The sequence below is a fragment of the Jiangella mangrovi genome (genome assembly GCF_014204975.1).
Lineage (GTDB): Bacteria > Actinomycetota > Actinomycetes > Jiangellales > Jiangellaceae > Jiangella > Jiangella mangrovi.
Map to the genome: position 1 here is coordinate 6,964,263 of NZ_JACHMM010000001.1, position 23,461 is coordinate 6,987,723.

Sequence of the window (23,461 nt, forward strand, 5' to 3'; positions counted from 1 at the left end):
GTGTGTCTCCTTCGTGCGTCGGTGCGGTGCGCGCTCGGTCAGTTCCGTGCGGGGGTGCCGATGCCGGCGAGCTCGAGCATGAGGTCGCGGACGTCGGTGGCGGCCAGCTGGTCGCGGGAGGCCGACGGGTCGCTGCACAGCAGCACGGGCCCGTCGGCGGGGTCGTCGGGGAGCCGTCCGTGGGTGCCGCGGACCCACTGGCCGTCCAGCGGCACGACGTTCATCGCGTAGCGCAGCCCGAGCTTCTTCTTCGCCAGGTTCGCGCCCGCGCGCAGCTTGACCCGCGGGTCGGCGGGGTCGAGGAACAGTTCGGCGGGGTCATAGCCGGGCTTGCGGTGGATCTCGACGCCGCGGGCGAAGTCGGGTGCGCGCTCGTCGTGCAGCCAGTAGTAGTAGGTGAACCAGGCGCCGAGGTCGGCCACCAGCACCAGCTCGCCGCAGCGCTCGTGGTCCAGGCCGAACTCGCGTTGCGCCTCCTTGTCGAGGACGAGGTCGACGCCCGGCAGCGCCTCGCACCGCTCGCGGACGGCCTCGAGGTCGGCGGGGTCACGCACGTAGACGTGTGCCACCTGGTGGTCGGCGACGGCGAACGCGCGCGACGCCCACGGGTCGAGGTACTCCATACCGGCCTGGGTGTAGACGTCGAGCAGCCCGGCCTGGCGCAGCATCCGGTTGACGTGCACGGGGCGGCTGGCCGGGCCGATGCCGTACTCGCTGAGGGCGACGACGGTGACGCCCTGGTTCCGCGCGTCGGTGAGCAGCGGCCCGAGCACGCGGTCGACGTCGCGGGCGGCGGTGACGGCCTGCGGGCTGTGCGGGCCGAAGCGCTGCAGGTCGTAGTCGAGGTGCGGGACGTAGGCGAGCGTGAGGTCGGCGGCCGGCATCAGCTTGCGGGTGGCCTGCACGATCCACTCGCTGGACCTGATCGACGCCGTCGGGCCCCAGTACTGGAACAGCGGGAAGTCGCCCAGCGCGCCGGTCAGCTCGTCGTGCAGCGCCGGCGGGCGGGTGTAGCAGTCCGGCGACTTGCGCCCGTCGGCGTGGTAGATCGGCCGCGGCGTCACGGTCCAGTCGGTGTCGGCGCCCATGGCGTACCACCAGCACACGTTCGCCACGGTGTACCCGGGCTGCGCGCGGCGGGCGGTGTCCCAGACCTTCTCGCCCTGGACCAGCCGGTTGTGCTGGCGCCACAGGAAGACCTCGCCGAGGTCGCGGAAGTACCAGCCGTTGCCGACGATGCCGTGGTCGCGCGGCATGGCGCCGGTGAGGAACGTCGACTGCACCGAGCAGGTCACCGCCGGCAGGACGGTGCCCAGCGAGGCCTGCCAGCCCTCCCCGGCGATCGCCCGCAGGTTCGGGGTGTGCTCCAGCAGCCGCGGCGTCAGGCCGACGACGTCGAGCACGAGCAGCTTGTTCACGAAATCTCCTCCATACCGATCTCGGCCATCCGGTCGGCGACCCAGCGCAGCTCCGCCGCCAGCCCGGCCACCAGCCCGTCCGGGCCGTCCGGCCGGCGCCCCGCGGGGAGCACCGACCACGTGTACGTCTCGACCTCGACGTGGTCCGTCACGGCCCGCGCACCGCCGAACAGCCCGCGCAGCGTCGCCGTCAGGTGGTCCTGGGTGGCGGCCAGCGGCGGCTCGGGCTGCTCGTGCACCGGGACGTGGAAGTGCACCCGCCACGGCCCGTCGTCGGGGAACGCGGCCGACGACAGCGCGGCGGGCAGGTCGTCGGCGCTGACGACGCGGCCGCCCGAGAACGCCCGGGTCTGGTGCAGGAACCGGTCCTCGGCGTACGCCGCGAGCGCCCGGCGGGCCGCGGGGTCGGCCGGGTCGCGCACCTCCAGGGCCGCCGACGCCTGGGTCTTGACGACGGGGAGCCCTGCGGCTGCGAGGGTGGCCAGTGCCTGCTCGGGCTCCTCGAACTGCGTCGCCAGATGGCAGGCGTCGAGGCAGACGCCGATGCGGTCGGTGTCGACGGCGCTCAGCTGGGCCGCCGCGCCCTCGATGGTCTCGACGACGCAGCCCGGCTCCGGTTCCAGCGCGACCCGGACCGTCCGCCCGGTCTCGGCCTCGAGCTTGGCCAGCCCCTCGGCCAGCCGGGCCAGCCGGTCGGCCGCGAGCCCGCGCCGTGCGTCGTCCCACGGCGTGCGCCAGGCCAGCGGCAGGCTCGACACGCTGCCGCGGACGGCGTCGTCGGGCAGCAGCGCCGCCAGCACGCGGGCGCAGTCGAGCGTGTAGGCGAGCCGCTCCGCCGTCAGCCAGTCGGGGTGGTAGACGGCCAGCTTGACCCGCGGGTCGTGGAAGCCCTGGTACGGGAAGGCGTTGAGGGTCACGACCTCGAGGCCGCCGGCCGCCAGCGCCGTGCGCAGCCGGTCGAGGTCGGCGCGGCCGGACTCCGACGCAAGCCGTGCGACCACCGGCGCCGGTAGCCAGAGGCCCAGCCCCAGCCGGGACACGCCCAGCCGCGCCCGGGCGCCGGCGCCGTACCGGCCGACCTGGTCCAGCAGCGCCTCGACGTTCTCGGTCGGGTGGACGTTCGTGCAGTACGCGAGGTGGACGACGGTGCCGTCGGCGTGGCGGAACCGCATCACGCCTCCGGGCGCTGGCCGCGCAGGATGGAATTGCCCTCGTAGGTCGCCGTCCGCCCGCCCGTCCCGGCGAGGTCGACCTCGTCGAGCAGCAGCCGGCCGCTCTGGCCGTAGAACTCGACCGGGTTCTGCCAGAGGACCTTGTCGACGTCCTCGGCGCTGAACTCCTCGGCGAGCATGGCCCGGCCGGTCTTGACCGTCTTCAGCGGGTCGCTGTGCCCCCAGTCGGCGGCGGAGTTGACGATCATCCGGTCCAGCCCGCGGTCGGCCAGGATGCGCACCATGCGGTGCTCGTCCATCTTGGTGTCCGGGTAGATCGAGAAGCCCATCCAGCAGCCGGAGTCGGCGACCATGCCGACGGTGGTCTCGTTGAGGTGGTCGACGAGCACCCGCTCCGGCGGCAGCCCGCTCGCGGCGACCAGCTCCAGCGTCCGCTTGGTGCCGGCGGCCTTGTCGCGGTGCGGCGTGTGCACGAGCACGGGCAGGTCGTGCTCGCCGGCCAGCTCGAGCTGGCGGACGAACACCTTCTCCTCGTCGTCGGTCATCGAGTCGAAGCCCAGCTCCCCGACCGCGACGACGCCGTCCTTGGCGAGGTAGCGCGGCAGCACCTCGAGCACGCCGTGGCAGCGCGGGTCGTTGGCCTCCTTGGGGTTCAGCGCGATGGTGCAGTGGTGCCGGATGCCGAACTGCGCGGCCCGGAACCGCTCCCAGCCGACCAGCGCGTCGAAGTAGTCGACGAACGAGCCGACGTTGGTGCGCGGCTGGCCCAGCCAGAACGCCGGCTCAGTGATCGCCCGCACGCCGGCGGCGTACATGCGCTGGTAGTCGTCGGTGGTGCGCGAGGTCATGTGGATGTGGGGGTCGAAGATGCGCATCGTCAGGCCTCCTCGGCACCGGATTCGGACGGGACGGGGAAGCGGCCGGCCACGGCCTCGGGGTGGCGGCCGAGGATGCGCCACGCATCGGTGGGGACGGACCGCCCGGCCGCGACCCGCTCGTTGCCGTAGTCGGCGACCATGCGGGCCAGCTCCTCGTCGGTGCGGGCGTCGAGGTCGGCGACGGCGTCCAACGGCACCCCGACGAACAGGCACTTCAGGACGCCCTGCCGCCAGGCCGCGGCGTCGAGGTGACGGGCGGCGTACGGCCCGAGCGCCGCGGCGACCAGCCGGACGTCGTTGGTGCGCAGCGCGTCGGCCACCAGCGGCAGCCCCGCGTCGGCGAGGTCGAGCTGCGGCAGCGCCCGCAGTACGGCCCGCTTCTCGTCGGCGTCGCCGAACCGGTAGAGCTGGCCGACCTCGTCGATCAGCTTCCCGGGCTCGTCGCTCCAGCCGGTCGCGGCCGCGACCAGCAGCGTCGCCCGGGCCTCGTCCTCGAGCCGCGGGCTGCGCAGCCCGTCGGGGTCGGCCGGGTTCGACGGCCCCCGGGCCACCGTGCGGCCGACGGCGGGAAACAGGACCGAGATGCGGGCCGGGTCCGCCTCGACCTCGGCGACCAGCGCGGCCAGCCGGGCCCGGGCGTCGTCGTCGAGGTGTGGCGCCGTGCGTTCGATCGTCGCGCTCATGAGGTTCCCTCCTCCACTCCCCCGTGTGCGGTCCCCCGTGCAGCCAGCGCCTGCGCCTCGGCGGCGCGCAGCGCGTCCAGCGATCTCCGTGCGACGGCGGGCGCTGCGTGCCCGTGCCGCGGCAGCTCGACGGCGGCCAGCCCGCCGTAGCCGACGTCGAGCAGCGCCCCCAGCGCCGCAGGCAGGTCGACCTCGCCCTCACCGAACTCGAGGTGCTCGTGCACGCCCTCGACCATGTCGTCGACCTGCACGTTCGCCAGCAGGTCCCCGGCCTGGTGGGCGCAGTCGGCGACGGTGCCCGCCTCGTTCGCGACGACGTGCCCGATGTCCAGCGTCACCCGCAGCCCTTCGGGGTCGCCGAGCCGTTTGCGCAGCTCGAGCACGCCGCCGACGGTGTCGATGAACATCCCCGGCTCCGGCTCGAACGCGCAGAGCATGCCCCGCTTGTCCGCCTCTTCCAGCACCGCCGCGACCCCGGACGTCACGCGCCGCCAGCCCTCGTCGGCACTGACGCCGTCGGGCAGGGTGCCGGACCAGAACGACACCGCCTCGGCACCCAGCTCGGCGCCGATGCGCACCGCCCGGCAGAGCAGGTCGACCCGGCGCTCCCGCCCGGCGTCGGACACCAGGTTCGGCTCGTGCTTGCGCCACGGGTCGAGCACGTACCGCGCGCCGGTCTCGATGACGACGGCGAGGTCCAGCTCGGCGAGGCGCTGCCCGACGGCGACCGTGCGGGCGGACAGGTTCGGCGCGTACGGGTCGAGGTGCGGGTGGTCGACGGTGAGGGCGACGCCGTCGTACCCCAGTCCCGCGATGACGGCGAGCGCGTCGTCCAGCCGGTGGCTGCCGAACCCGTTGGTTCCATAGCCGAATCGGAGAGTCATGTCGGCGACACCACCTTCGACAGCGCCCGGACCGCCGGCCCGATCCCGACGACGGCGGCAGCGAGCGCGACCGCGCCGGACCTGGCCAGCAGCGCCGACTGCAGCGGGATGACGCCGCGCACCCCCACCCCGGTCGCCGAGCGCACGGTGGCGGCGTCGGGGTTCTGAGCCGCGCCCAGCTGCGCCCGCCCCACGGTCGCCGCGTAGACGGCCGCGAATCCGGTGGCGGCCAGCCCGCGGGCGGGCAAACCCGCAGGTAGGCGACGTCGGTTGCCCCGCTGGAGGTCTGCTGTCGGAAGTGACAGCAGACCTCGAACGCGCGTTGGAGCTTTGCTGTCGGAAGTGACAGCAGAGCTCCAGCGCGCGGAACGGTCCAGAGGGGCGGACAGGGCTGGGCGAACCGCGGGCAGGGCGGCGGCCGCGGCGGTCGCCGTCGCTCCCAACGCGACCCGCGCCGACGACGCGGACCCGCCGTGGACCTCGCCACGGCTCAGGACGGTGACGCCGGCGGTGTGGGTGGCTACCGCCAGCGCCGGCAGTGCGGCCGCCCGTTCGCGGCCGCCGGCGCCGAGCAGCACGTCCAGCCCGCGCGCGGCCGCCATGACGACGGGGCCCGCGGGCGTCGGCTTGGCCAGCAGGTCGTATGTCCACACCGTCGCCGCCAGTGGGACCGCGACCCGCAGCGCCCGCCGTCCGCCGGCGACCGCCGCCAGCCCGAGGCCGGCCGCCGTCAGCCCGGCCGCGAGACCCAGCGCCTCGGACGGCGTGACCCGGCCGGACGGGATGGGCCGCTCCGGCCGCTCCTGCTTGTCCAGGTCGCGGTCGGCGTAGTCGTTGAGGGCCATGCCGGCCCAGTAGAGGCAGGCCGAGGCGAGCGGCGCGACCGCGGTCCGGGCCCCGTACGGGAACCCGGCCGCGGCCGCGCCGGCCAGCGAGTCGCCCGGCACGGTGAGCGCCGCGGGCGCCCGTACCAGTTCGACGACGTCGCGGAACCTCATAGGGAGCCCTGGCCCGCCCGAGCGCACCAGTCCGCCAGCGCCGCCCACTGCGCGCTCAGCGCGTGCACGTCGCTGCCGGCGGGGTCCTTGAAGAAGAACCCGAACTCCTCGACCGGCCCGGCGGCGCCCAGCTCGTGCGCCCGCGCGACCAGCCGGACGAGATCCAGGACCAGCGGCGCGGCCAGCGAGGAGTCGCAGCCGGACCAGGTGAACTGCATGGTCATGCGGGTGCCGAGGAAGCCCTCGAAGGACACCAGGTCCCAGGCGGTCTTCCAGTCGCCCAGGTCGGGCACGTAGTCGATGTGCAGCGGCCCGTCGACCGGGTGGCCGAGGATCGACTCGAGGCCGTTGGCCTTCGTGGCGATCTTGCTGGCCGCGTTGGTCGGGTCGGCGAGCGTCTGCCCGTCGCCGCCGCCCAGCAGGTTGACCGACGACCACGAGCGCACCTTCAGGGCGCGCATCGCGAACATCGGCCCGAGCACGGTCTTGACCAGCGTCTCGCCGGTCTTGGCGTCGGACCCGGCCCACGGCACACCGTTGTCCAGCGCCAGCGCGAGCAGCGCCGGGACGCGTGGCCCCGGGCTCGGGGTGAACGCGACGTACGGGCAGCCGGCCCTGAACGCCGCGTACGCGTAGAGCGAGCTGCCGGGCAGCGGCGCCTCGCCCGCGTCCAGGGCGGCTTCCAGCGCCTCGAGCGTCGCCAGCGCCGGCTCGTCGCCGCCGACCGGCGGCTCGGTGCTGGAGACGTCGACGACGACCACGCGGTCCAGGCCGTGCTCGTCACGGAACGCCCGCAGCTCGGCCTCGACCCGGTCCGCCGCCGCGCGCTGTGTGCCGTGCCCGGCGACGACGCCCGGCCGGATCCGCTCGTCGGCCGCGGCGAGGTCGCCGGCCAGGACGGTGGCCAGCGCGGGCGGGAAGACCCCGCCCGCGCTCAGCTCCTCGGCCCGCTTGCCCAGCGTGCCCTCGGCGACCTCGTGGCCGCCGATGACGACGCCGTCGAGCGACGCGAGCCCGGCCGCCGCGACCTCCGGCAGCTCCGACACCATGCCGGTGTGCCCGGCCAGCCGGGACCGGATGGCCAGCAGCCCCACGGTGGTCGTGGTGGCCACGGAGCCACGGGCCCCGACGAACCAGATGCCGACCCCGCTCATGCCAGGACCCCCTCGACCCGAGCGGCCGAAGCCGCAGGGGTGGCGCCCCGGTGCCGGCGCGGAGCGCGTCGCTCCGGCACCGGGGCCGGGAACCGGCTGCTGCCGGCTCCCCGTCGACCACGAGAGCCCGGCCCGACGATCCGGGGCAGGGCCGAGGTGCCCTGGTCGCGGGTTCCGTTCCGGCGCGGTGCGCCGGGCGGCAGGTGAACTCTCATGGTGACGTCTCCTCTTTCAGGGGGTGGGGAGGACGGTGACTACTCGGTGGCGGGCAACTCCTTGCCCTCTGTACGGACGGGATCGCCGTCGAGACGTCCCGTTCCGGCCAGATCTTCACCGCCATTGGCCCGGACGCCCGCGGCCGCCTGCCGTGGGGTGCCGCCGAGCCGGATGATCATCGCGTCGGCGTCGCGCAGCAGGGTGTTCTTGACCCCCGCGTCGGTCACCTTGGCGTTGACGGTGCTCTTGAACGACTCCAGCGCGATCACGGCCCGGTCCTCGCGGCCCATGCCCTCCTGGCGGCGGGCGGTGGCCAGCGACTTCTGCAGGTCCTTGGCCACCTGCGACGTGATCGTGCCGGCCGTCTGGAACTGGGTGATCAGGCTCTCCATGTCGGCGAACGACGTGGTGGAGAAGAACACCACTTCCTGGACGGTGCTGTTGCCGGCCGAGTCGGTCGCCTCGACGACCAGCTCGTGCAGGCCCAGCGGGATGGCGTGCAGCCGGACCACGGCACCGGACTGGATGGCCGCGCCGTCGAGCGTCCCGGTGACGGTCACCGGTCCGTTGTCGGTCGCCGTCCAGGTGACGGTCAGGTTCTGGCTGTCGCCGTAGAGCTGGCCGTGCGCGATGCCGCTGACCACCAGGACCGGCGCGGACCCGTCGACGGTCACGGTGACCGCCTTGGTATCCTCGACGTTGCCCGCGGCGTCGGTCGAGCGGTACAGCAGCTCGTGCTCGCCGTCGCCGCTGACCGTGACCGGCCCGTCGTACGCGGTCCAGTCGCCGCCGTCGAGCGCCCACTCGGTGACCTCGACGCCGGAGGTGGCGTCGGTGGCCGCGAGCGTGACGTCCACGGAGCTGCCGGCGCCGTCGCCGAGGGTGGCGGTGGTGACCGGCGGGGTGGCGTCCTTCTTCACGGTGGCCGCGACGGGCTCGGAGACGTTGCCGTCCCCGTCGGTGCCGCGGAACTCCAGGGCGTGCTCGCCGTCGGCGTCGACCACGACCGCGCCGGTGTACGGCGTCCAGTCGCCGCCGCCGATGCGGTACTCGAGCGCCACCTCGCCGCCGCCGTCGTCGGTCCCGACCGCCGCAACCGAGACCGGGCCGGTCCACCAGCCGTTCTGGCCGGTCGGCTCGGCCGGGTCGAGGGTGACCTCGACCGTCGGCGCCGTCTCGTCGACGAGCTCCTGGATGCGGATGTTGCGGAAGTAGTTCTGGTCCGCCGCACCGTGGTTCTGGATGCCGATGTAGCTGGGCTGGCTCATCCGGTTCGGGTCGGTGTCGGTGTAGTCGTTGATCAGCTCACCGTTGAGGTACACCCGGATCCGGTCGCCCTGGACCACGATCTCGTACTCGTTCCACTCGCCCGGCGGGTTCAGCGCCGCGTCGCGAGCGGCCTGGTCGGCGCCCTGGAACGCGTAGATCGCACCGGTGGTGCGGTCGGCAGCGTCCGTGGCGTCGATCTGGATCTCGTGGCCCTGGTTGACGGCGACCCACGGGTCGTCGCCCGGGTCCGGGAACCCGACGAAGACGCCGGAGTTGTCGTCGCCCGGCATCATCCAGTCCAGCTTGAGGCTGTAGTCCTCGTAGGCGTCGGCCGAGTACCAGTACAGGCCCATGCCACCCTCGGACAGCAGCGTGCAGTCCTCGGTCAGCGTGAACCCGCCGGGACCGGCCATCTCCCAGCCGTCGAGGCTGCCCTCGGTGCCGTCGAAGAGGCTGGTGTAGCCCTCCTCGGGCGCCGTCGGCTCGCACACCTCCTGGCCGCCGGTGACGCGGAAGTACTCGTACGTCACGGTCTGCGGCTGCGACTGCGAGGTGCCGATGGCGAACAGGCCGACCTTCACGTCGCCGGACGACAGCGCCGTGTTGGTGACCGCCTCGCCCAGCTCGGTCCAGGTCTGGCCGTCGGCGCTGTAGGCGCCGGTGTAGGTGTCGCCAGACCGGGACAGCCGCAGGTGCCACACGCCCTGGGTGAGCCCCGTGACCTGGGGCTGCGGGTCCTGGATGACGGCGTCGACCTCGCTGCGCAGCTCGATGCGGCGCGCCACCGGCTGACCGGCGGGGTTGTCGACCACGAAGTCGAACTTGACGTAGTTGTCGTCGTCGCCGTGGACGATCAGGCCGCCCTGCTGGTACTGCTCGACCAGCGCGGACGCGTCGACCTGCGTCTCGATCGTCCACTCGTCGCCCGCGGGCGCCGGCTGGAGCATGAAGTTCCCCGGCAGCGGGTTGGTGTTGCCGGTGTAGATGTCGCCGTTCGGCGTGTCGATCTCGAGCTTGCCGTTCGCGAGCCGGTAGCCCGCTTCGTCGGGCCGCAGCACGGTCCAGCGGCAGCCGTCCAGGACGCTGCCGGCGAACTCGTCGTTCGGCTCCGGTGCGGTGGCGGTGTCGTCGGGCGTGATGTGGAACGAGTCGAACTGCACCTCGGTGACCGGCTGACCGGTGCCGGCCAGAGCGACCAGGCCGATCTTCGGGTTCTCGATGCCGGCCAGGCTCTTCGTCTGCGGCATCTCGGTGAAGTTCACGCCGTCGGCGCTGTACGCGGCGCGCAGGTTGCTGCCGTCGCTGATGTAGCGCACCCAGACAGTGTCGGGGTAGGCCGCGCCCAGGTTGGCGGTGTTGCTTTCGCCGACCTCGTTGGGCGCCCCGTTCTCCTCGCGGATGAACTGGAAGATGCGCGCGGCCGGGTTGGTGGTGCCGGTGTCGCGGCCCTCGAGCACCATCTTGGCGTAGTTGTCGTCGTCGCCGTAGATGATCAGGCCGGCCTGCTGGTAGGCCCGGTAGGCCTGCATGGTCAGCTTCGCGGTCGCCGTGAACGGCCCGTCCGGCAGGTCCTGCAGGACGATGTTCGGCGTGTCGGTGTTGTTGGTGCCGTAGATGTCGGTGCTCGTGGTCGGCAGCACCAGGTGACCGTCCTCGATCACGAGGTCCTGGTTCTCACGGACCACCGTCGTCCAGCGGTCGCGGTTCAGCGACGTGCCGTCGAACCCGTCGGAGCGCCCGTTCAGGCAGACCGGCGGCTCCGAGACGTCCGGCTCGACCTCGATGGTGACGTGCTCGGTCGCCGCGGCGCCGCGAGCGTCGGTCACCGTCACGGAGGCGTCGTAGGTGCCCGCCTCGGTGTAGATGTGCGTCGCGTTCGCGGTGGTCGCCGAGCCGCCGTCGCCGAAGACCCACGCGTACGTGAGCGGGTCGTCGCCCTCGGGGTCGGTGGCGCTGGTCTCGAAGTCGACCTCGAGCGGTACGGTGCCGCTGGTCGGGGTCGCGGTGACCTCGACGTCGGGCCGCTGGTTGTCGGTGACACCCTGGCCGTTGAAGTCGATCCAGTTGACGTTGAGCTGCCCGGAGATGTTGACGAAGTACAGCGGGCCGCTGTCGTCGGCGGTCTCGCCGCTGACGTCGGCACTGAAGTAGTCGTACACCTGCCAGTCGCCCGTGGGCTGGACGGTGATGGTGGCCACCGTCGGGCCGTCCGGCGAGCCCGTGCGCACCTCGACCGTCGACGCGCCCGTCGGCGTCGCCGCCCGCAGCGTGATGCTGTCGATGTTGGTGAGGTTCATCGGGTCCCAGGCCCACCAGTCGCCCGGCTCGATGAAGCCGATGTTCTGACTGCCGCCCAGGACGTCGCCAGTGGTCTCGCGCTGGACGCCCGGGTCGCCGCCCGACGTGGACCCGGACAGCCGGCCGGTGAGGTCGAAGTGCTCGGCCTCGCGCCGCTTCGGCTGCAGGATCAGGACCTCCTGGCCGGTCAGCGGGCTGACGTTCGGCGCGCCGTCGTCGGTGTACGTGACGGTGACGGTGCCGAAGATGTTCGCGCCGACGTGGCCCTCGTCGCCGGGCAGCGGGAACACGCCCTCGCAGCCGAAGTACTCGGCGTACTCGTGCGAGTGCTCGTCGTGCCCGAGCGCCGGCTGGGTGACGATGCGCGGGCACTCGGCCTGGCCGTCCTCGGCGTCGGTGGCGCCCACCTCGTAGCGGATGGTGTCGCCGAAGTCGAAGAACCCGCCGTTCGGCGGCCACGCGACCTGGACGTCGGGCGCGGTGTTGCCGGCCGCGATCTCGACGTTCGCGACGTCCTGCAGGCCGTCGCCGTCGGTGACGGTGAGCGCGACGGTGTAGTCGCCGGCCGTCGTGTAGGTGTACGACGCCTCGGGCTCCGTGGAGTCGACGGTGCCGTCGCCGTCGAAGTCCCAGGCGTAGGTGATCGGACCGCCCTCGGGGTCGATCGACGCGGTGCCGTCGAAGTCGACCTCGAGCGGCAGCGGACCGGAGGTCGCGCTGGCGTCGATGCGGGCCACCGGCGCGCGGGTGCCCTGGACGTAGTCGATGCGGTAGACGCCGGAGTCGGTGTTGTTGCCGCCGAAGCCGCCACCCCACTCGATCATGTAGAGGGCGCCGTCGGGACCCCACTGCAGCGCGTGCGGCCGCAGGATCGCCCAGTCCGGGAAGACCGCGTTGATGTCGGTGACGTTCGTCCCGGCGTCGTTGAGCTGGAACGAGTACAGGTTGCCCTGGTTCCACTCACCGAAGATCGCCTTGCCGTCCCAGTACGCCGGCCACTTGCGCTCCGACACCAGGTCCGGGTCGTAGCGGTAGACGCCGCCCGCCATGGGCGCGCCGCCGCCGCCGATCTCCGGGTACAGCGGGTTGGTCTGGTAGCCGTACCAGACCTCCGCCTCGATGGCGGCCGGCAGCTGGGTCAGGCCGGTGTTGTTCGGCGAGTTGTTCACCGGGGCGCCACAGTCGAACGCCGCGCCGGAGGCGTTGGTGGCGAAGTCGAAGTCGATGTACGGCGTGTTGTTGCCGACGCAGTACGGCCACCCGTAGAAGCCGGGCTGGTCGACGATGTTCCACTCGACCCGGCCGTCGGGGCCGCGGCTGGGGTTGGCGCTGCCGGCGTCGGGACCGTAGTCGGCGACCATGAGCTTGTTCGTCGCCGGGTCCAGGCCGATGCGGAACGGGTTGCGGAAGCCCATCGCGAAGATCTCGGGCCGGGTCTGCGCGGTGCCCGGCGGGAACAGGTTGCCCGCGGGGATCGAGTACCCGCCCGCGTCCAGCGGGGTGATGCGCAGCACCTTGCCGCTCAGGCTGTTGGTGTTGGCCGAGGTGCGCTGGGCGTCCCAGAGCTCGCGGCCGGGCCGCTCGTCGATGGGCGCGTAGCCGCTGGAGGCGAACGGGTTCGTGTTGTCGCCGGTGGTGAGGTACAGGTTGCCGTCGGTGTCGAACTCCAGCGCGCCGCCCGCGTGGCAGCACTCGACCCGGTTGGTCGGGTACTCGAGGATGACGGTCTCGCTCGCCAGGTCCAGCGTCTCGCCGGTGAGGGTGAACCTCGCCACCCGGTCGATCGCGGCGCTCCCCGTCGGGGCGTAGGTGAGGTAGATCCAGCCGTTCGTGGTGAAGTCCGGATCGAGGGCGATGCCCATGAGGCCGAACTCCTGGCCGGTGTACACGCTCAGCGTGCCGACGGTGGTGGCCGAGCCGTCCGGCCGGACCAGGCGCACGGCGCCGTTGCGGTCGATGTAGAAGACCCGGCCGTCGTCGGCGACCGCCAGCTCCATCGGGTTGCTGGTGGTGTCGTCGAGGGTGACCTTCTCGAAGCTGTCCGGCTTGCTCGCCGCGCAGTCGGCCGGGGTGACGCCCGCGGCGGTCTCGATGCCGCCGAGCAGCATCTGCAGGAACGCCGGCTCGGAGTAGGACTCCTGGGTGTGGCCGAGGCCGGTGTACCAGGAGCGCCCGCCGTCGTAGTCCTGGCACCAGGTGATCGGGTGGTCGGCCCCCATGGCGCCGTTGCCCGGCGAGTAGGACTTCTCGTCCAGCGACGTCAGCACGTGCACGTCGCCGCGCGGGTTGTCCTGGTAGTTGTACCACTCGTCGAAGCGCGACCAGAGTGGGTCGAGGTGCTGGGTCGACGGGTGCGCCGGGTCCTCCACCTTGACCGTCGCGGTCTGGTTCTGCGGGTGGCTGGCGAAGTAGGCGCCGACCAGCCCGCCGTACCACGGCCAGCTGTACTCGGTGTCGGACGCGGAGTGGATGCCCGCGTAGCCGCCGCCGTTCTGGATGTAGCGCTCGAACGCCGCCTGCTGGTCGGCGTTGAGGACGTCACCGGTGGTCGACAACCAGATGACGGCGTCGTACTGGGCGAGGTTCTCGTCCGTGAACGCCGCGGAGTCCTCGGTCGCGGTGACGTCGAACTCGTGCTGGGTGCCGAGCTGCTGGATCGCCGCGATGCCCGCGGGGATCGAGTCGTGCCGGAACCCCGCCGTCTTCGAGAACACCAGGACCGAGTAGCCGCCGTGGCCCGGGTGGGCCGCCGCCGGGGGCGCCATCGCGGCGACCGCCAGCGGCACCGCCGTCACGACGGCGACACCTGCAGCCAATAATCGCCGCGCCCATCTGCGGGCGCGTTGCGCGGGATGACTCACCACAGTCTCCTCTGACTGTCGGGAACGGGATGTGCGCTCCGTGCCGGGGAATCCCCCGTGGTACTCGGCCCTCGCAAAGCTGCGGGTGGTGCGTGTCGTGCGGCGGTGCTCAGTGGTGCTCGGTGACGTTCGGCGGCGCTCAGGCGGGTGCGGGCACCTCCGTCCAGGCGCTCCCGGCTGCGGCGCTGTCCTCGACGGCGGCCAGGATGCGCTGCACGTTCAGGCCGTCGGCGAACGACGGCTCCGGGTCGCGGCGCTCGGCGATCGCCGTCAGCAGGTCGACCGCCTGGTGCGTGAAGGCGTGCTCGTAGCCGAGGCCGTGACCCGCGGGCCACCAGGCGCTCACGTACGGGTGGCTGGGCTCGGTGACCAGCACCCGCTTGAAGCCGGCCACCCGAGCGTCCTCGGTGTGGTCGTAGACGTTCAGGACGTTCATGTCCTCGAAGTCGAACGCCAGGCTGCCGTTCGACCCGTTGATCTCGATGCGGATGGCGTTCTTGCGCCCCGTCGCGAACCGGGTCGCCTCGTACGTCGCCACCGCTCCCCCGGTGAACCGGGCCAGGAAGACCGCGGTGTCGTCGACGGTGACAGGCCCCAGCTCGGCCGCGACCGGCGCACTGCCGGCGAGGCCGGTGAACGACTCGGGCACCGGGCGCTCCTTGACGAACGTCTCGAGGATCGCGCTGACACCGGTGATGCGCTCGCCGGTGATGTACTGCGTCAGGTCGATGATGTGCGCCCCGATGTCGCCCAGCGCGCCGGAGCCGGCCTTGTCCTTCTGCAGCCGCCACGACAGCGGCGCGTCGGGGTCGGCGATCCAGTCCTGCAGGTACTGGGCGCGGACGTGGCGGATCTGGCCGACGCGGCCCTCGGCCACCAGCTGCCGGGCCAGCGCGATGGCCGGGACCCGCCGGTAGGTGAAGCCGACCAGGCTGCGCACGCCCGACTCCGCCGCCTTCTCCGCGGCCGCCACCATGGCCTCGGCCTCGGCGACGGTGTTGGCCAGCGGCTTCTCGCAGAGCACGTGTTTGCCGGCCTCGAGGGCCGCGATCGCGATCTCGGCGTGGGTGTCGCCGGGCGTGCAGACGTCGACGAGTCCCACGTCGTCGCGCGCGACGAGCTGCCGCCAGTCGGTCTCGACACTCTCCCAGCCGAAGCGTCTGGCGACGTCGCCGGCCGCTTCGGCGTTCCGGCCGCCCAGCGCGACGAGGCGCGGGACGAGCGGAACGTCGAAGAAGCTGTAGGCGTTGCGCCAGGCCTGGGAGTGGGCCGCCCCCATGAACGCGTAGCCCACCATGCCGATGCCGAGTGCCGGCGTGTCGTCAACCGTCATGTGCGTTGCCTTTCCTGTCAGTGCCCCCGTTGGTGACGGCGAGGAGGTGTGGCGGGGTCGGCGCCGACCCCGCCACCACCTACTCCTCGTTCCGTCCTGGATCCGTACCCGAGCCTGTCCCCGTCCCCGTCAGGAGTCGAAGCCCAGGTGCAGGTAGTCCTCGACATTGTCGGCGTTGACCACCGGGGCGTTCAGCACGATGCGCCGCGGCACCTCGACCTGGACCAGGTCGGACATGCCCTTGTTCTGCGCGATCAGCCGGGCGAGGCGGATGCCGTCGGCCGCCTGGGTCGGCGGGTAGAGGATGGTCGCCTCCATCTCGCCGTCCTGGATCCACTGCATCGCGTTCGAGGAGCCGGCGCCGCCGATGAAGAAGAACTCGTCACGGCCGGCGTTGTCGAACGCCTGCTTCACGCCGACGCCCTGGTCGTCGTCGTGGTTCCAGATGATGTCGATCTGCGGCGCGGCCTGCAGCAGGTTCGCGGCCTGCTCCTCACCGGACTCGACGGTGAACTCGGCGGCGACGCGGTTGTCGACCGTCTGGCCGCAGGCCTCGAGCGCCTCGGCGAAGCCCGCGGAGCGGTCCTGCGTCAGCGGCAGCGCGTCGATGCCGGCGATCTCGGCGATGACCGGGTCCTGGATGTCGTTGTCCTCGATGAGCTGGCAGGCGTAGGTGCCGGCCGAGATGCCCATGCCGTGGTTGTCGCCGAGGATCGTGGCGCGGGCGGCGAACGGGCTGGAGAACTCGCGGTCGACGTTGACGACCGGGATCCCGGCCTCCATGGCGCGGATGGCCACCTCGGTGAGCTGGGCGCCGTCGGTCGGCAGCAGCACGATCGCGTCGACGCCCTCGTTGATGAACGTCTCGATCTGGCTGATCTGCAGGTTGGCGTCGTTGGTGCCCTCGGCGGTGCGCAGCTCGACGTCCTCGTAGCTCTCGGCCTCGGCGATGGCGGAGTCGTTGACGGCGGCCAGCCAGCCGTGGTCGGCCTCCGGGCCGGAGAAGCCGATGACGACGGTCTCGCCCGGCTCGTCGTTGCCGCTGCCTGCGCCGGCGTCGTCGCCGCCCCCGGTCTCGGCCGCAGGCGCCTCCTCCTCTTCCGGCTCGTTGCTGGTGCAGCCCACTACGAAGGCCCCGGCCGCGAACACGGCGGCCATGGAGGTCAGCAACCGGCGTCGCGGCCGATTCGTGCGTACGGACATGGGTCTCTCCTCGTCATCGGTTCGGTTCCCGGACTGCCCGTCCGGCGGGTGCGCTCTCTGGGGGTGGGATCGGGGATGACGGGGGCCGCGCGGGCGGCGGCCCCCGCACGTCAGCTCGAGTCTGCGCTCCGGACCGACACCCGCTGCTGCAGCAGGACGGCGATGACGATGATCGCGCCCTTGGCGACGGCCTGGGTGGAGCTGTCGAGGTTGTTGAGGGTGAACACGTTGGTCAGCGTGGTGAAGATCAGGACGCCGATGATCGTGCCGACGATGGTGCCGCGGCCGCCGGTGAGCAGCGTCCCGCCGATGACCACCGCGGCGATGGCGTCCAGCTCGTACAGCTGGCCGTGGGTCGCGCTGCCGGTGCCGGTGCGGGCGGTCAGCATGATCCCGGCGATGCCGCAGGCCAGGCCCAGCACCACGTACAGCAGAACGGTGTGCCGCTTGACCGCGATGCCGGCGAGGCGGGCCGCCGTCGCGTTGCCGCCGACGGCGATGGTGCGCCGGCCGAACGTGGTGCGGTTGAGCAGCACCCAGCCGATGGCGCTGACCACGGCGAAGATCCAGATCAGCACCGAGATGCCGAGGAACTCGCCGTTGATGGTGTCGACCAGCCCGCGGACGTCCACGAGCTGCGTGCGCTTCTCGGAGATGATCTCGGCCAGACCCCGGGCGGCGGCGAACATCGCCAGCGTGGCGATGAACGGCGCCATGCGCCCGTACGCCACGAGAACGCCGTTGACCAGCCCGCAGCCGACACCGACGGCGCAGGCGACGAACACCATGAGCAGCCAGTGGGTGTCCTCGGCCATGGTCTGCGTGGCCAGCGTGGTGGCCCAGACCGACGAGAGCGCGACGATGGCGCCGACCGACAGGTCGATGCCGCCGCCGATGATCACGAAGGTCATGCCGATGCTGACCACGCCGATGATGGAGGCGAATCGCAGGATCGTCACCATGTTGTCGGCATCGACGAAGCGGTCGCCGGCGGTGATGGCGCCGACGACGCACAGCACGAGCAGCGCGACGACGAGGCCGAGGTTCCGGCCGAACGGGCTGCTCATGAACCGGACGAAGCCGGACTGGGTCTCGCCCTCGCCCGCCGCGGCCGCCTCGATGCGGCGGTGCTCGTCGGCGGGTGGTGTGGTGGCTGTCGCGCCCGTCGGCGGCGACGCCGGCGTCTGGTCGCTCACGCTGCGCTCCCTTCCATCACCAGGTCGAGGACCCGGTGCTCGTCGATGTCGTCGGCCGGCCCGGTGTGCACGACGACGCCCTCCCGCAGGACCAGCACCCGGTCGGCGAGGCCGAGTACCTCGGGAATCTCGCTGCTGACCAGGACGACGGCGACGCCCTCGTCCGCGAGCCGGCGGACGAGCGCGTAGATCTCGCTGCGCGCCCCCACGTCGACCCCTCGGGTCGGCTCGTCGAGCAGCAGCACCCGGCACTCCCGGAGCAGCCACCTGGCGAGGACGACCTTCTGCTGGTTGCCGCCCGACAGCGTGCGGACGGCCCGCTCGATGCCCGTGGGGCGCACGTCGAGCGACTTCACGTGTTCACCGGCGGCGCGCTTCTCGCCGCCGCGGTCGAGGAAGCCGCCGCGGGCGAACCGCCCGATGGAGGCCAGGCTGACGTTGCGGTAGACCGCCTCGTCGAGCAGCAGCCCCTGGCTCTTGCGCTCCTCGGGGCAGAGCCCGACGCCGGCGCCGACCGCCGCCCGCACGTGCCCGTTGCGCAGCTGCTTGCCGTCGACGGTGACCGTGCCGGAGCTCGCCTTGCGGGCGCCGTAGATGGTCTCGAGGATCTCGGACCGGCCGGAGCCGACGAGGCCCGCCAGCCCGACGATCTCGCCGGCCCGGACCTCGAAGTCGACGCCGCTGAACGCGCGGCCGGACGCCAGCTCGCTGACCGCCAGCACGACCGCGCCGTCGCCGTCGCGCGAGGTCCTCGGCGGGAAGACGTACTCGATGTCGCGGCCGGTCATCAGCCGGGTGAGCTCGCGGGTCGGGGTGTCGCGGGCCGGCAGGCCGGTGGCGACGGTGCGGCCGTCCTTGAGGACGGTGACGCGGTCGCCGATCTGGCGGATCTCTTCGAGCCGGTGCGAGATGTAGACGACGGCGACGCCCTCGGACTGCAGGTCCCGGATGACCTTGAACAGCCGGGCGACCTCCTCCTGGTCGAGGACCGCCGACGGCTCGTCCATGATGATCAGCTTGACGTCGTGCGAGAGGGCCCGCGCCATGCTGACGATCTGCTTGCCCGCGGCGGACAGGGTGCCGAGCTCGCGCTTCGGCGAGATCTCGGGGTGGCCGAGCCGAGTCAGCAGGGCCGCGGCCTGCTTCTGCGTCTCGCCGCGGTGGGCGAACCCGGCCGAGGCCAGCTCGTGGCCGAGGTAGATGTTCTCGGCGACGGAGAGACCGTCGACGAGGTCGAGCTCCTGGTAGATGGTCGCGATGCCGTTCTTCATGGCCGCCATCGGCGTCGTGAGCCGGATCTCCTCGCCCTGCCAGCGGATCTCGCCCTCGTCGGGCTGGTGCGCGCCGGCCAGGACCTTGATGAGCGTCGACTTGCCGGCGCCGTTCTGGCCGAGCAGGCAGTGCACCTCGCCCGCGCGCACCTCGAGGTCGACGCCGTCGAGGGCTCGCACGCCGGGGAAGACCTTGACGATGCCGGTCATCTGGAGCAGCGGGTCGCTCACGCCATACCTCCGGGTAGTGGGGCGGGGACGGGGTCGGCGGCCACTGACGCCGGGTCGGTGAAGACCGCCTCGAGCGCGACGTGCGCGCCGCCGCGGCAGGCGGCCGTGAAACCCAGCGCCGACAGCTCGATGCGGCAGCCGCCGCGGGCCGGGGCGACGACACGCTTGTCCAGCTCGGTCTCCATGGCCGGCAGGAAGAACTCGCCCAGCTCGGCGAAGTAGCCGCCGAGCACGATGACCCGCGGGTTGAACAGGTTGACCAGGATGGCCGCGCCGAGCCCGAGGCCGGTGCCGACCGCCTCGATGCCGCGCAGCGTGCGGCCGTCGCCCAGCGCGGCGCGGCGGCGGATCTCGGCCAGCCGCACCTCGAGGTCGACGGACGGGTCGGTGACGGGGTCGTCGGGGTCGGCGACCTCGCGCAGCAGCGCCGCCAGCCCGACGGACGTCTCCCAGCAGCCGACCTTGCCGCAGCCGCAGCGGTGGGCGGGGTCGCCGATGGGCATGTGCCCGATCTCGCCGCCGTAGCCCTCGGTGCCGCGCAGCAGCACGCCGTCGGAGATGACGCCGCCGCCGACGCCGGTCTCGCCGGTGACGTAGACGAGGTCGGGGGTGCCGGCCGACGTGCCCATGGCGTACTCGGCCAGCGCGCTCAGGTTGGCGTCGTTGTCGACCCGGATGGTCGCGGCCGGGCCGGCGAGACGCGTGGCGAGCTCGTCGGCGATGCGCACCTCGCGCCAGCCGACGTTGGGGGCGTGGCGCAGGACGCCCGGCGCGGTCTCGACCATGCCCGGGATGCCGACGGTGATGCCGGCGACGTCGTGGCCCCCGGCCGCGGCCTCGTCGACGGCGGAGGCGATGGCCGCCGCCAGCTCGTCCAGGGTCTTCTCCACACCCAGGCGCGGGACGTCCAGCGGGGTGCGGACGTAGCGGACCTCCTCGCCGCGCAGGTCGAGCACGAGGACCGCGACGTAGTCGACGTTGACCTCGGCGCCCAGGCCGCAGATGCGCCCGTCGATCTCGACGGTCTGCCCGGGCCGGCCGACCCCGCCGCCGCGCTCGACGACGCCGTCGCGCACGAGGCCCAGCTCGGCCAGCTCGGCGACCAGGCTGGAGACGGTGGCCTTGTTGAGCCCGGTGTCGGCCGCGATGCGCGCGCGCGAGCGCGGGCCCGCGTCGCGCAGGTCACGCAGCACCATGGCGAGGTTGTGGCGGCGGAGGAACACCTGATCGGCGGGCGCGGACGTGTCGCTCACGGGCGCCCCCTCTCGTGGCGTGACCTGGGTCACGAGCGTTCGTCGGTTGGGACAACAAACTAGGAAGCGCGGCCAGCCAAGGTCAAGAGTTACGAACGAGTTTCTTCGGGTGACCAGCCGATGACGGGACGGTGCCGCCGTCGGGCCGCAGGCAGGGCCGGACGGTCCGACGATCCGGTTCATACCAGGAGAAATGCCCACTGAGCTGCAGTTTGTCCAGGCAGGGCAACGAACTCCGGATCGGGCGGGAACGCTCACATCCGGGAGGTCACGGTTCGGCAACATCCGGCGGCCGGGCGACAGAAGGGTCAGCAGCAAATCCGGGTTTCACGCATCGCAGTTGCGAACTTCCGATTTTCACTGGACAAAGTAGAACCGTTTCAAGGGCCGCGACGGACGGTTCCGCAGACGCGGACCGGCCGGGTTCCCGCCCCGTGGACGGGAACCCGGCCGGCGTGTGCGTGCGGATGATGAGGGCATCAGCCCTCCGGGGTGAGCACCACCTCCGCGCTGTCGCTCAGCGCGGGAACGCCCTCGCCGGGATCGTCGGTGTACGTGACGTTGAAGACGCCGGTCAGGCCGTCACCGGGGTCGTGGCCGCCCGGCAGCGTGGTGAGCAGCGTGCCGCTGCAGCCGAGCGCCGTCGTCTGCGGGTGGCCGTGCTCGTCGTGACCCAGGATGTAGGTCACGCGGACCCGCGAGCAGTCGACCGGCTGGTCGTCGGTCACCTGCACCTCGAACGGCACCTGGTCGCCGAACGCGAACGTGTCGCCCGTCTGCGGCGTCACGAACTCGACCTGCGGCGTCGTGTTGCCGACGATCACGTCGACCTCGGCCGACGCCGTCTTGTGCCGGTGCTTGCCGCCGAGGTCGGTGACCCGGAGCGTCGCGTGGTACAGGCCGTTCTCCTCGTAGGTGAACGAGGGGTTGCGCACCCGCGAGTCGACCTTGCCGTCGCCGTCGAAGTCCCACTCGTAGCGCAGCCGGTCGCCGTCGGGGTCGGCCGTGCCGTCGCTGGAGAACTGCACCGCCAGCGGCGCGAGGCCCTCGGTGACGTCGGCCGTCACCTTCGGGACCGGCGAGTGGTTGCCACCCACGCCGATGTAGTCGATGCGCGACAGCTGCGCGTCGGGGTTCTCGGCGAAGTAGCCGTCGCCGTACTCGAGGACGTAGAGCGCGCCGTCGGGGCCGAACTCCATGTCCATCGGGTTGTCGACGACGATCGACGGGATGACGTCCTCGATCGCCTCGACGGTGCCGTCGTCGCCCAGGTGGATGCCCTTGATCCAGTCGCGGGTCCACTCGTACGCGAGCGGGATGCCGTCGTAGTGCTCCGGCCAGGCGATCGGGGCGCGGCCACGGGTAGTGCGGGGGTCGAAGTCGTAGGCCGGGCCGCCCATCGGGCCGATGCCGCCGGTGCCCAGTTCGGGGAACTCCGCCGACTCGTCGTAGCCGTACCAGATGTCCGGCTGCGTCACCGGCGGCAGCTCCGTCAGGCCGGTGTTGTGCGGCGACTCGTTCACCGGTGCCGCGCAGTCGAACGGCTCGCCGGAGGCCTCGGTGCCGAAGTCGTAGTCGACGTAGGGCAGCTCCGCCGTCGCGCAGTACGGCCAGCCGTAGTTGGCCGGCTCGCGCACGACCGTCCACTTGCCCTGGCCGGCCGGGCCACGTGCCGGGTCGGGCTCACCCGCGTCGGGCGAGTAGTCGCCGACGTAGACCTCGCCGGTCTCGGGCTGCACCTCGATGCGGAACGGGTTGCGCAGGCCCATGGCGTAGATCTCGGGCCGGGTGCCCTCGGTGCCGGGCGGGAACAGGTTGCCCTCGGGGACGGTGTAGCCGCCGTCCTCGCCGACCGTGATGCGCAGGACCTTGCCGCGCAGGTCGTTGGTGTTCGCCGACGTGCGCTGCGCGTCGAACGCCGGGTTGCGGGTCGTCCGCTCGTCGATCGGCGCGAACCCGTCGGACTCGAACGGGTTGGTGTCGTCGCCGGTGCCCAGGTACAGGTGGCCGGCGTCGTCGAAGGCGATGTCGCCGCCGACGTGGCAGCAGATGCCGCGGTCGACCGGGACGTCCATGATGTGCTGCTCGGTCGACAGGTCGATCTGGTCACCGACCAGCTCGAACCGCGCCAGCGTGATGTGCCCCTCGAACGGCTCCCAGTCCGCGGGCTCGCCGTCGAACAGGGCGTCGCCCTCGTTGACCGTGGGCGTGTCGGGGTCGTCGAGCGGGGTGTCCAGCGGCGGCGAGTAGTACAGGTAGATCCAGTCATTGGTCTTCCCGAACCCGGGGTCGACCGCGATGCTCTGCAACCCCTCCTCGTCGTGCTCATAGACGTCGAGCTCCGCGGCCAGCGTGTTCAGCCGCGTGTCGGGATCGTGCAGCCAGACCTCGCCGGCGCGCGTGGTGTGCAGCACCCGGCCGTCCGGCAGGACCACGAGGTCCATCGGCTCACCGGGCGTGTCGTTCAGTGTGACCTTGTCGAACGCCGAATCCGGCGGTGCCACTTCTGGGGCCGCGGCGGGTGCTCCGGACGCCGCCATCCCCGGTGCCGCGACGAGCGTGGACGCGACGAGCGTCCCCGCCGCCATGAGTACGGCTTTGCGCATGCTGCCCTCCGATCACGGTTCGGAAGGCCTCAGATAAACGTCCTGTTTCCACTATGTCAAGACGTTTGAAACCGTTTCGTCGGAAAGCGTGCAATCTCAGCGCCGAGTTGGCGAAAGTGGACGCCGAGCGGTCGCCCACCGCCCACCCCACCCAAGTTGATCATGGAGAAGGTCGCCTTCGGAGCGGCCGGAAAGCCGCTCTTCTCCATGATCAACAGCGACCGGCCGGCGGAACTGGACCACAGCGAGACCAATGGCCGAACCCCACAGCGAAGCCGCCAGCGGCCAGCGCAACCCAAGACACAGCGGGTCCGAGGGCCGGGTCCATTCCGGGGAGGGGGCCCTGGTGCTGTTGAAGGCGAGGGCGCGGCGGCGCGGGTCAAGCGGTCCTCTTCGCGCGAAGCGCCATCGGTCCGCTTGAGGCGCGCCGCCGCGCCCTCGACAATGAAAGACAGCAGGGCCCGACCCACGTCAGCACCCCACCGCCGAACCTCGAAACCCGCAAAACCTCGGGACACAGTGAAGTGCCGGTGGGCC

At 72.1% G+C, this 23,461-nt stretch carries 14 protein-coding genes; all 14 read right to left on the reverse strand.

The window, feature by feature from the left end:
* Window positions 1–38: 38 nt before the first annotated feature.
* Window positions 39–1,418 (reverse strand): alkaline phosphatase family protein, encoded by a 1,380-nt coding sequence (locus HD601_RS32165; protein WP_184829012.1) that lies wholly within the window; start codon window positions 1,416–1,418, stop codon window positions 39–41.
* On the reverse strand, window positions 1,415–2,590 hold the full coding sequence (gene eboE / locus HD601_RS32170) for a metabolite traffic protein EboE (RefSeq protein WP_184829014.1): 1,176 nt from the start codon (window positions 2,588–2,590) through the stop codon (window positions 1,415–1,417). Before eboE ends, HD601_RS32165 begins: the two co-directional genes overlap by 4 nt.
* Window positions 2,590–3,465 carry a TatD family hydrolase gene (locus tag HD601_RS32175; RefSeq protein WP_184829017.1) on the reverse strand — a complete coding sequence of 292 codons (876 nt, stop codon included), beginning with the start codon at window positions 3,463–3,465 and terminating at the stop codon, window positions 2,590–2,592. The genes eboE and HD601_RS32175 overlap by 1 nt, the downstream gene beginning before the upstream one ends.
* 2 nt (window positions 3,466–3,467) lie before the next feature.
* Window positions 3,468–4,151, reverse strand: coding sequence for an EboA domain-containing protein (locus tag HD601_RS32180; RefSeq protein WP_184829019.1), 684 nt, complete (start codon window positions 4,149–4,151; stop codon window positions 3,468–3,470).
* Window positions 4,148–5,035, reverse strand: coding sequence for a sugar phosphate isomerase/epimerase family protein (locus HD601_RS32185; protein ID WP_184829021.1), 888 nt, complete (start codon window positions 5,033–5,035; stop codon window positions 4,148–4,150). The genes HD601_RS32180 and HD601_RS32185 overlap by 4 nt, the downstream gene beginning before the upstream one ends.
* A complete protein-coding gene (locus HD601_RS32190) occupies window positions 5,032–6,033 on the reverse strand; it encodes an SCO3242 family prenyltransferase (protein ID WP_184829023.1) in 1,002 nt (333 codons plus the stop codon). The genes HD601_RS32185 and HD601_RS32190 overlap by 4 nt, the downstream gene beginning before the upstream one ends.
* Window positions 6,030–7,187 (reverse strand): inositol-3-phosphate synthase, encoded by a 1,158-nt coding sequence (locus tag HD601_RS32195; RefSeq protein WP_184829025.1) that lies wholly within the window; start codon window positions 7,185–7,187, stop codon window positions 6,030–6,032. The genes HD601_RS32190 and HD601_RS32195 overlap by 4 nt, the downstream gene beginning before the upstream one ends.
* 254 nt (window positions 7,188–7,441) lie before the next feature.
* Window positions 7,442–13,735 (reverse strand): ThuA domain-containing protein, encoded by a 6,294-nt coding sequence (locus HD601_RS32200; RefSeq protein ID WP_246402435.1) that lies wholly within the window; start codon window positions 13,733–13,735, stop codon window positions 7,442–7,444.
* Window positions 13,736–13,970: 235 nt separating this feature from the next.
* On the reverse strand, window positions 13,971–15,164 hold the full coding sequence (locus tag HD601_RS32205; RefSeq protein WP_184829027.1) for a Gfo/Idh/MocA family protein: 1,194 nt from the start codon (window positions 15,162–15,164) through the stop codon (window positions 13,971–13,973).
* 129 nt (window positions 15,165–15,293) lie between these two features.
* Window positions 15,294–16,367, reverse strand: a complete 1,074-nt coding sequence (locus HD601_RS32210) for a substrate-binding domain-containing protein (protein ID WP_184829029.1) — start codon at window positions 16,365–16,367, stop codon at window positions 15,294–15,296.
* 110 nt (window positions 16,368–16,477) lie between these two features.
* Window positions 16,478–17,563, reverse strand: a complete 1,086-nt coding sequence (locus HD601_RS32215) for an ABC transporter permease subunit (protein ID WP_221441489.1) — start codon at window positions 17,561–17,563, stop codon at window positions 16,478–16,480.
* Window positions 17,560–19,044 (reverse strand): sugar ABC transporter ATP-binding protein, encoded by a 1,485-nt coding sequence (locus tag HD601_RS32220; RefSeq protein ID WP_184830318.1) that lies wholly within the window; start codon window positions 19,042–19,044, stop codon window positions 17,560–17,562. Before HD601_RS32220 ends, HD601_RS32215 begins: the two co-directional genes overlap by 4 nt.
* Window positions 19,045–19,061: 17 nt before the next feature.
* Window positions 19,062–20,318: an ROK family protein gene (locus HD601_RS32225; protein ID WP_221441491.1), complete on the reverse strand. Its 1,257-nt coding sequence runs from the start codon at window positions 20,316–20,318 to the stop codon at window positions 19,062–19,064.
* A 479-nt stretch (window positions 20,319–20,797) separates the two neighbouring features.
* Window positions 20,798–22,924 carry a PQQ-dependent sugar dehydrogenase gene (locus tag HD601_RS32230; RefSeq protein WP_184829031.1) on the reverse strand — a complete coding sequence of 709 codons (2,127 nt, stop codon included), beginning with the start codon at window positions 22,922–22,924 and terminating at the stop codon, window positions 20,798–20,800.
* Window positions 22,925–23,461: the final 537 nt, after the last annotated feature.